This window comes from Undibacterium umbellatum (genome assembly GCF_014284125.1).
Taxonomy (GTDB): Bacteria; Pseudomonadota; Gammaproteobacteria; order Burkholderiales; family Burkholderiaceae_D; genus Undibacterium; species Undibacterium umbellatum.
In genome coordinates this window covers 1-808 of the sequence record NZ_JACOFX010000060.1, presented here as the reverse complement: position 1 = coordinate 808, position 808 = coordinate 1, and the positions used below count along the sequence as shown (strand labels likewise).

The 808-nt window shown below is 51.9% G+C and carries 1 protein-coding gene; it reads left to right on the top strand.

Annotated features, from left to right (window positions below; all coding sequences use genetic code 11):
- Positions 1-14: 14 nt before the first annotated feature.
- Positions 15-808: toprim domain-containing protein (locus H8L47_RS29155; RefSeq protein WP_230413958.1), on the top strand; the 794-nt coding region annotated here is incomplete at its 3' end.

Here is an 808-nt window from a genome sequence, read left to right as displayed (position 1 = left end):
CCTCGCGTGGGAACATGGATTGCCGTCTTGTTTGGGCGCTGGACGGCGACAATGCCGGGCGCAGCTATACCAAGAAGCATGTTGATAAAGCCAGGGCTGCAGGCTGGGAGTGTGCGGCTGCACAGATACCGCAGGACGGCAAGACTAAGCTGGACTGGAATGATGCGCACCAGCGCGATGCACTGTCTGAAAAAGACATCGAAGAATACCGCTATCACGGGGACTTGCTGCTGGCGAAATCCCCGGAGGAAAAAGCTTTGCTGCGCTACAAGCATGACGGTGGCCAGACTGAGTTTTATTTTGATTTTGGTAACCGGCTGTTCTGGTTTCGCCTCGATCTTGAACGCTACAACAAAGCCAGAGAGCAGCAGGACAACAGTGAGGATTCAAAAACCTTGTCTGAGTATGCCTTGCGTGACCAGGCGCTGGTGACATCGAGCACGGTCTATGAAATTGCCAACTGTTTGCCGAAGGCTTTGTATTTTCAGGAAAACCTGATCACGAACGAGAGCTGGTATTACTTCCGTGTGTCATTCCCGCATGACGGCAAGCCGGTGAAGAACACGTTTACTGCCTCTCAAATTGCATGCTCTGCGGAGTTTAATAAGCGTTTGCTGGGTATGGCTGGGGGCGCTATGTATAACGGCAGCAGCAACCAGTTAAAGCGGATTCTTGCGGACCAGCTTTACAACATCAAGCGCGTGGATACCATCGATTACATCGGCTACAGCCTTGAACATGGTTGCTATGTGCTGGGTGATGTGGCGATGAAAGACGGCGTATTGAATGAGGTGAACAGCGAGGATTT